The organism is Ralstonia sp. RL (assembly GCF_001683835.1).
Classification (GTDB): domain Bacteria; phylum Pseudomonadota; class Gammaproteobacteria; order Burkholderiales; family Burkholderiaceae; genus Ralstonia; species Ralstonia mannitolilytica.
The window spans coordinates 1-7,393 of record NZ_LWRX01000255.1 but is presented as its reverse complement, the minus strand read 5'-3'; the positions used below and the strand labels follow the sequence as shown (position 1 = coordinate 7,393).

7 protein-coding genes are annotated in these 7,393 nt (G+C 47.9%); 2 read left to right on the top strand and 5 right to left on the bottom strand.

The window, feature by feature from the left end; all coding sequences use genetic code 11:
- Window positions 1-15: 15 nt before the first annotated feature.
- The 3 genes from A6M56_RS24225 to A6M56_RS24215 all read right to left on the bottom strand — a co-directional run bounded on the left by A6M56_RS24225 (window position 16) and on the right by A6M56_RS24215 (window position 2,778).
- Window positions 16-393 carry a hypothetical protein gene (locus A6M56_RS24225; protein ID WP_286758508.1) on the bottom strand — a complete coding sequence of 126 codons (378 nt, stop codon included), beginning with the start codon at window positions 391-393 and terminating at the stop codon, window positions 16-18.
- A gap of 258 nt (window positions 394-651) precedes the next feature.
- The gene (locus A6M56_RS24220) at window positions 652-1,902 is read right to left on the bottom strand and encodes a DUF1444 domain-containing protein (RefSeq protein ID WP_286758507.1); all 1,251 of its coding nucleotides are present in this window, start codon (window positions 1,900-1,902) and stop codon (window positions 652-654) included.
- Window positions 1,903-2,046: 144 nt separating this feature from the next.
- Window positions 2,047-2,778, bottom strand: coding sequence for a hypothetical protein (locus A6M56_RS24215; protein WP_286758506.1), 732 nt, complete (start codon window positions 2,776-2,778; stop codon window positions 2,047-2,049).
- An 80-nt stretch (window positions 2,779-2,858) separates the two neighbouring features.
- On the opposite strand from A6M56_RS24215, the gene A6M56_RS24210 reads away from it, so the two are divergent.
- Complete coding sequence (locus A6M56_RS24210) at window positions 2,859-3,011, top strand: hypothetical protein (RefSeq protein ID WP_286758505.1); 153 nt, start codon at window positions 2,859-2,861, stop codon at window positions 3,009-3,011.
- 37 nt (window positions 3,012-3,048) lie between these two features.
- On the opposite strand, the gene A6M56_RS24205 is transcribed toward A6M56_RS24210, so the two are convergent.
- Window positions 3,049-3,984, bottom strand: coding sequence for a hypothetical protein (locus A6M56_RS24205; RefSeq protein WP_286758504.1), 936 nt, complete (start codon window positions 3,982-3,984; stop codon window positions 3,049-3,051).
- Between the two features lie 1,170 nt (window positions 3,985-5,154).
- Entirely contained in the window at window positions 5,155-6,030 is an 876-nt protein-coding gene (locus tag A6M56_RS24200) for a hypothetical protein (RefSeq protein ID WP_286758503.1), read from the bottom strand.
- A 469-nt stretch (window positions 6,031-6,499) separates the two neighbouring features.
- On the opposite strand from A6M56_RS24200, the gene A6M56_RS24195 reads away from it, so the two are divergent.
- Window positions 6,500-7,093 carry a tyrosine-type recombinase/integrase gene (locus A6M56_RS24195; protein ID WP_286758502.1) on the top strand — a complete coding sequence of 198 codons (594 nt, stop codon included), beginning with the start codon at window positions 6,500-6,502 and terminating at the stop codon, window positions 7,091-7,093.
- The last annotated feature ends 300 nt before the right edge of the window (window positions 7,094-7,393 follow it).

Here is a 7,393-nt window from a genome sequence, read left to right as displayed (position 1 = left end):
TCTCAACCGGCAAATCTAATTGTCGCCACCGGAATTTCTAATTGTCGCTGGACACACGATCCGGAAACGATTGTCATCGGCTGTATGCGATGGCGTCGTGTACACGATGGACGCGTACTGCTGAACGTATGGGTCTTGCAGCGTATCGCTGAATTGCATCCCGCCGTCGATATCAACGGCCAGAACGTCCGAGCAGCGAAAGTTCGCCTCTTTCCTACCGCCTTCGTGGTGGGCGCAGAATGGGTGTCCGTCATTAATGAAATCTGCCAGTTCGGTAGGTGTTAGCTCAAGGTTTTCAAACTCTTGGGTCAGAATACGAGCCTGTACTTTGTCGTCCCTGTCGATCTTGTTGATAATGCGCCGATTGACGGCGACTTTGAATTTTCGCTGCATGAGATTCCTTATTGTTATATGCGCGGAATCTCTCGTATGGATTCCGCTTCGCTGTTTGAGTCGTGTTACCAAGACGACTGAAGCAAGACGCAACCCACAGCATCAAATGATGCGGAAGGTAACAACGCGAAGCGGTGATGCTGAGTAGATTGCTCCTTGCGTTCAGTGGTATTTATTGCCCTCCGTTCGGAGGGAACAACTCATTCACTACTCTCTATAGTGATGTAGGTTGTGAGTTGTTCCTGTGCACGGGAAGGGCTAGGCAGCTTCGGCTAGTGCAGGACTCTCTCCTGAGAATGGCGCCACCCGGTAGAGATTGGGGAACCCCTCAAGTTTTTGCAGTCGATGACCATACTTCTCGATAACTTCGTGCCATGGAAGGACAGGGTCATTGCGCACGATGTATCCCTCATTCGTTTTCTCTACAATTTTCGAGACCGCAATGAGGTCGGCTTCTGGGAAAATGGTTTCTTGGTCGTCCGACCAAATGCTGACGCTTGCTGTTCCACCGTCTTCCTTGTTTTCAAAAATCTGGAGCGACATGATGTAGGCCCAGTTATCAGTTCTGATGAGGTAGTCTTCAACGATCTTCTTTTGCTGTTCCGCATATGCTTGAAGTTGAGGCTTCCGAATCATATTCAGACTGAGTAAGACTTGGCTGTCTTCCGGTTCATACTGTGTTGGCCTCCCATCAACGAAGTGGTACATCTGGGTTGAGATAATCTTTAATGAGGCAGATACCATATTTCCCACGCCGCGCAGCATGTCCAGCAGCCCCTTTTTGTTAGACTTGTCTGTGACATATATTCTTTCGGCGGTCGGAATCATAATCACTGGATCGGCAATGCCACGGCACTCAGCAAATAACTCAGGCATTAGTAGCCGTGCGGAGTCGTGATAGTCATTCCATGCGCCAGCGAAAACTCCAGACGTAACTTCCTTGAAGATCGGGCGAGAAACGGCGGCCAAATTCTTCATAGCGATGCCCAATGCTTCGGCGAATGTAAGGCCCCAGTGGTCTAACATCGCTTGCTCTACCTGTTTGATCGTCCGACCCATATCGCAGCCAAGCAAAACATTTGCATCACTGCTAAACAGCTGCCGAGGGGTTGGCTTGAATTGGCTGGGGTCGTCGCCCTTGAAATCGTATCGCTCATTTTCGGTTAGAATTTTTGAGCGAATCAATGGACGCAGGCGCTTGCGAATCTCCGCGAACGGTGTACTACGCCAATCATTAATGCTCAGAGCCTTCTTGAGGCCAAGGACGTAGTTCTTCAGTACGCGATCCCGTGCTTTGCCATATACCGTCTGATATTCCTTGTAAGCATTGCCGAGATTCTGCGTCAAACGCCCGGAAGGCGTGTCCACAACGATGTTGAACCTGTCTCTGTCGTAGGTCATTGAGTGGAGGATGCCGTTCTGCTTTACTGCCTTCATAAATTTCTGTGCGAAGGCATCGCGCTTTGGTTGATTCTGGGTGTAGTCAATTGTCGTATCGATAGAAGTCATAATCATTTTCCTCTTTGAGATTGGCCCAATGGGGTGGGCAATGTTTGCTGTGGAGCCGAGGTGGGACCAACACCATCACTCTCTCTTTAGTGATGTAGGTTGAGTATTGGTCCCTGGCGGGCGTGGTATTGTGAAATCTGACGGTTAGAGAAGCGTCATATCGTCGCCGGTGCGCCTCATGTCCTCGAATTCCGGCCAGTGCAGAATGTGGCCACCGGGGTTGTAGAAGGTCTTGGCCCCGTCTCGCCGGTCGGCGCGGACTCGTGGAAAGCTGCAAATACGACCGATTTCATAGCTGGCAGGGTCGGACTTGCCGTCGCTATGGCGATCTAGCCATTCTCGAATGGTCGGCTGCAATCTTGCGTATTCATTCAACGGCATCTTCGTCAGCATCGGTAACACCATGCGGTATTTGTCAACTTCCGGTTGATGCGGGTCGGTGAACTGATAGCAGACGTACTGTAGATCGTTGAAATAGCTTGTGGGGCCACTTCCATAAAAGTCGACTACCAGCATGGATATCGACGTTGGATTCAACTTGGCGATTGCAGAGACATCGGTCTTGTTCCGTACACCGGAAAGTTCGGGCTTGAAATGCCACCCGCTAAAGCCGGTGAACGAGCCAAGGTCTATATCTGCATCAGTCGTTCCGGCGAGAAGAATATGAATAACCTCTTCCCACGAGCGCGTTCCCAATTGGACTGAACCTTGATCTTTAAACTGAGGAAAACTTATTTGAAGACTACTATAGCAGTTCGATTTTTCGATCAGCCCATGCTTGCCAAGATGATTTATATCCAGCTTACCGGGCGGCATGTTAAATTCGTTTTGATCGAGAGAGATATCTTCGAAGTTCATATTGGCATTGAGTTTCATGGGTTACTCCTTTTTGTGAATTGAACGTTTGTCACTGACGATCAGCGGCGCGTGTTTTTTTGACTTGGCGCCGTCATCAGATGTTTGCCATTGTGCGGATGGACGTCGCAGCCGAGAATCTGCAACCAAACTTTTTGCTTGCAGAAGTTTTGGCAGTATTTGTAAGTGCCGGGACGGAAGAGCGTGCGTTAGCAGGCTACGGAAAAGAAAAAGCCCTCAGCGATCTTCGCTGAGGGCTTTTGACGAGAGTGCCGAAATGTCGAATGGCTTCTACTGAACCTGCGACCTTCCCTTTGTGGACTTGGGACGCTCGTACTTCACAGGGAAAACGCCTTTAATCGCATTGTCAATGCATTGCTGATAAAGGTTCACCATGTTTTCGATAGTTGTGCGCTTGCTCTTGATATCGTCAGCAGACTTTGGGCTGTCACTTTGCTTATCGCTAAGCCTAGTGCCCATTCCCTTGAATATTTCGGAATCGTAGAAGTACATCTCCGTCATATCCCTGAAACTAATATCCTGTTCCATTACAAGGTCATAAACAAAGTGTGCAAGCGACATGCGCTGGGCCATCATTGCAAAGGTTTCACCCCTGAATTTTTCGATCTGATACTTTGGCCGCCTTCCTACATTCTCTGCTAATTCGCGAGAGAGAAAAAATAAACCATCGACAAATTCATGTTTTACAAAGCCTTCCGGTAAAGTCGTCGCAAGTACGCTAGAAGGAACAGGCTGGCCTGGTTGGACTATTTCAATCAGCTCTGGGAAGAACAAGTGATGATTATTCTTTCCCCATTCTCGCGCATGACCATCCCAAGCATATATATCGCCCCAATCTGCATAAAGGGAAGCTAAAAACGGTTCTTTCTTTTCAAGATCAGTAATGATTTTTATATCATTGGCGTCTTTTGCTTCGCAGTATTTTTTATATTTGCTATTTTTATGTAGACAAATGAACCAATGCATAACTAGGTCTTGGTAACGCTCATACTCCGAGTACAAGCAGGGACCGAGTTCTTCATATATGTTGAACAGGTATGGGTTCTTTTCTTCAAGGGCCTCACATAGTGCTACGTCGCCATTCTCCCTTGCGTCTGAATACTCAATAAATCTTGCCTTCTTGTCGGCAGCATGTAGCCACTCCATTCGCTGCCGCATGTATTCATCTTCGTCCCAGTTATCGTCATCAATTTCTTGCATCTCCATAACCTTCTTCATGTGGTGAATTGTTCTTTTCTGAGCAGGTCGGGCAAAAAAATACAAACTCTCGGCGTCGATATTCTGCAAAATGAAATCGTGTCGTTGAGCATTGGAGGACAGTATTGAACCGCACTCGGGGAACAACTCATTATTTTCTCTCTATGGTGTTGAAATTCGTGAGCTGTTCCCCTTATTCCGGAAAAGCAATGTCCGTTTTCGACTGAAGAAGGCGACGCTCATGTATGAGATGCCTGGATATCAAGGCATCGAAATGGAAGACCACGATCGAAATTGATGCGTAAGGGAGACTGCACAGGGCACCCGCATCAGGGGAACAACACCCAATTTCAACACTATAGAATTAAAACGAGATGTTGTTCCCCGATGGAAGACAGGGAACCTACGGTTCTTGAGAACTACTGGTGCCGCTCTCGCGCTTGAAAGGATTTGCCAAATTCGATCTCGCAGGTGTTTGTAATCTGACATTTGTTGATCGGTCGCCTAGGACCGTCAGGCATTTTGGTATCGAGCAGATGTAACGTCAGTGTCCCAGCATAATAACTCCCTGGAATGCCGGGGAAGGTAATCTTTTCGCCGTCTTTAAAGATGCCGTCATACACTGTTAGAGTGGTTCCGTTTTGAGACGTTAGCGAGACCATGGTTCTGCCCGAAGCCCGACACGAAATGCTTATGATGGCATTGGTATAAGAATCGCGCTCCCCACCATCGAACGTCCTTGTGATGGAGGCTCCCTCGGGACGCTTGCAGCGCTTCGGCCAAAAGGTCGCACTCACAGCTTCGAAAGATCTGCCCTTATCAACATTGGGTGGAATGTAGAATCTCAGATCGACTCCAATTAGCTTGTCATCAGACATGGGTGACACTTGGTCTTGCGTCCATGCCCAAACAGAGGATAAGGTGGGTTTGAAGAAGCTGGCGAGAGCGTCTGTATATGTCAGCAATAGAACACCGCCTGTAGAGGCTACAACAGCCATCGCGATCTTCCGCAACATTTCCGCCCACAACTTTCGTTCTGGATGCTGCGTAGTGGGAGTCGGCCTGTGTCTTGCAACTTTCTGTCTTTTACCCACAATAATACTACCCTTTGCGTGCTGTTGATTTTAGCGAAGAAATCTGAGAGCGTTTTTCGCAATGCGTTCTGTTTGGGCTGCAAAATTAGTCATAACCGATGAAATCCGAATTCTTCAGATTGGCTATAAAGGTAAGCAAATCCGACCGTGCAGAAGAACGCTCATTTAAGAGTTGTACGGTTCTTTCATAAATCTCGTTCACGTAATTTACGTCGTTTAATCTTTCCTCCCCATTGAACCGCCCCATCAAACTACCAAGATATCCAGTTAGTTCCTTATTTTTGTTTGCGTAGGCATTAATCTTTTTTCCAAGTTCATCCTTGGTTTTGGTTTTGCCGTACTCTCGGATGTAGCGATGTAAAACAGGAAGATTTATTGTGGTGTCATAGACAACCGATTCTTTGTTCATCTTTTGCAGAGTTTCTTCGGTCTCTACTGCGGTCATCAGCTTTGGCCTCAAATCTATTGATGCCGCTTCTTTTTCTGCTTGAAGAATTTCTTTTATGCGGTCCTCAATAATGGAGGACGGAGGGGGTAAGGGTTTAGTTGTGCTCTTCTGTTTGGTGGAGGGGGTGGAAGGCAATGGTCTGCTAATTAGCTTCCCTTTCAAGTCATTCCATACTTGGAGGCGGCAATCTCTGTTGCCTGCAACCACGTTTGCCAAATCTTGCTCTAAGAATCCGCTTTCTTTCGAGTCGGTGTATTTGGCTGCGCCATCAAAGCCGAGACCGGCGACCTTTCTAGCGACCCCTTTGAGTTCCGCTTTCGCTGTCGTCGTGAGTTCTATTTTCGATGCTTCATGCTTTAGCGGGACGTCCTTGCATAATTTATCGGCGAAGTCCGAAATTATGTTTAACGCCTTTTGCTGTCTGTCCAAGTCATCAGCGGCATAGGTGTGGGCGGTGATGCAAAAAGCCATGAAGGTTGCGGTGGGCAGCACTCTAGAAAGACGTAATTTCATGATTTTGGTGGAAGGAATGACTTGTAGTACTGGCAATTTTATCGAATGTCGAGTTTATGCCGAATACTGAACGCTTTGAGAGCCATGGCGCAGGTCAACGACAGCGGCGTCAGCGATATCGGCAAGCAACCGCATGGGTGCCAGCACCGCGGAACAACACCCAATTTCAACACATATATGAAAAATGAGATGAGTTGTTCCCCGGCGTCTATTGCCCTTGGCATGACCAAGCCCTTGCCGATGTGGATATTCAGGCCGCTTGTCCAGAATGTCCCTGGTGGCGTCTAGGACGATAGAGCATCAACCGGACGGGGTTTCATTCCCGTAGGGCGGAAATGTTTACTAAATGCAATTAATAAACATTCCGTTACCTGGAGCCACTTTCTCAGTGTACGAGACATGTTGGCAAAGATATAATGTTTTAATATTGCAATATGGCAACACATTTAAAACATTATCGGGGTAGAGGGTGAGCCGGGGCAAAGCCAAGGTCCTGACCGAACAGGAATTCAAAAGAGTCTTGAACGTAGTGCGTAGGCTGCGGCACGTGAAGCGAAACGTCGCCATGTTCTACATTAGTTTTGGACTTGGCCTTCGGGCAAAGGAAATGGCGGCACTTCAAATCAAGCATGTCCTCGGCCTCAACGGCCAATTACTCGACGAAATCACTTTGACCCGCCGCATGACGAAAGGCGGCAAGCAGCGGGTCGTATATCTCACGAGTCCTCAAGTACGTCGAGCAATTCGCGATTATCTCGATGAGCGAATTGAAGAGGACGGAATTCTCTTCAATTACGAAGCGGCGCTTTTTCGTTCACAAAAGGGCGGCCATTTTTCGCCAAACACACTTCAACAACTCTTTCATCGGCTTTATGCATGGGCATTGATGCAAGGCGCGTCAAGCCATTCGGGGCGAAGGACGTTCGCGACCAGACTCATTGAGAAAGGAACGGACATCAAGGCCGTTTCTACTTTAATGGGGCATGCGTCAATAGCCATGACCGCACAATACGTTGAAGACAATCCGGTTCGTCTGAAACAGATTTGCACCGATCTAATGTAGCTTTGTGCTGCTCCAGAAACTGCGGAAATATTTCGCTGTAAGCGAAATATTTATTGCATATTAAAAAATACTTTTATACAATTTCTATCGAGGCTAACAGAGTACAACCGTCGTACTTTGTGGGTTGCGAAAGTGACCTGTGGAGCCGAAAGGCTCTAATTTGTGTTTCGCACATGCCCTCGGTACATGGAGTACGCAGACCGCATGGCAATGTCGCATGGCACAAGCATGTCCGGGGACGACCCCCGGACATGCATTATGGTAAGAGGGGAAAACCCGCCGTTAGCTCTGCTTGATTAC

What these genes read in the sequence shown, in the direction of transcription:
- A6M56_RS24225 (WP_286758508.1), bottom strand. Translation starts at nt 393, where the DNA reads ATGCAGCGAAAATTCAAAGTCGCCGTCAATCGGCGCATTATCAACAAG.
- A6M56_RS24220 (WP_286758507.1), bottom strand. Translation starts at nt 1,902, where the DNA reads ATGACTTCTATCGATACGACAATTGACTACACCCAGAATCAACCAAAG.
- A6M56_RS24215 (WP_286758506.1), bottom strand. Translation starts at nt 2,778, where the DNA reads ATGAAACTCAATGCCAATATGAACTTCGAAGATATCTCTCTCGATCAA.
- A6M56_RS24210 (WP_286758505.1), top strand. Translation starts at nt 2,859, where the DNA reads ATGTTTGCCATTGTGCGGATGGACGTCGCAGCCGAGAATCTGCAACCA.
- A6M56_RS24205 (WP_286758504.1), bottom strand. Translation starts at nt 3,984, where the DNA reads ATGGAGATGCAAGAAATTGATGACGATAACTGGGACGAAGATGAATAC.
- A6M56_RS24200 (WP_286758503.1), bottom strand. Translation starts at nt 6,030, where the DNA reads ATGAAATTACGTCTTTCTAGAGTGCTGCCCACCGCAACCTTCATGGCT.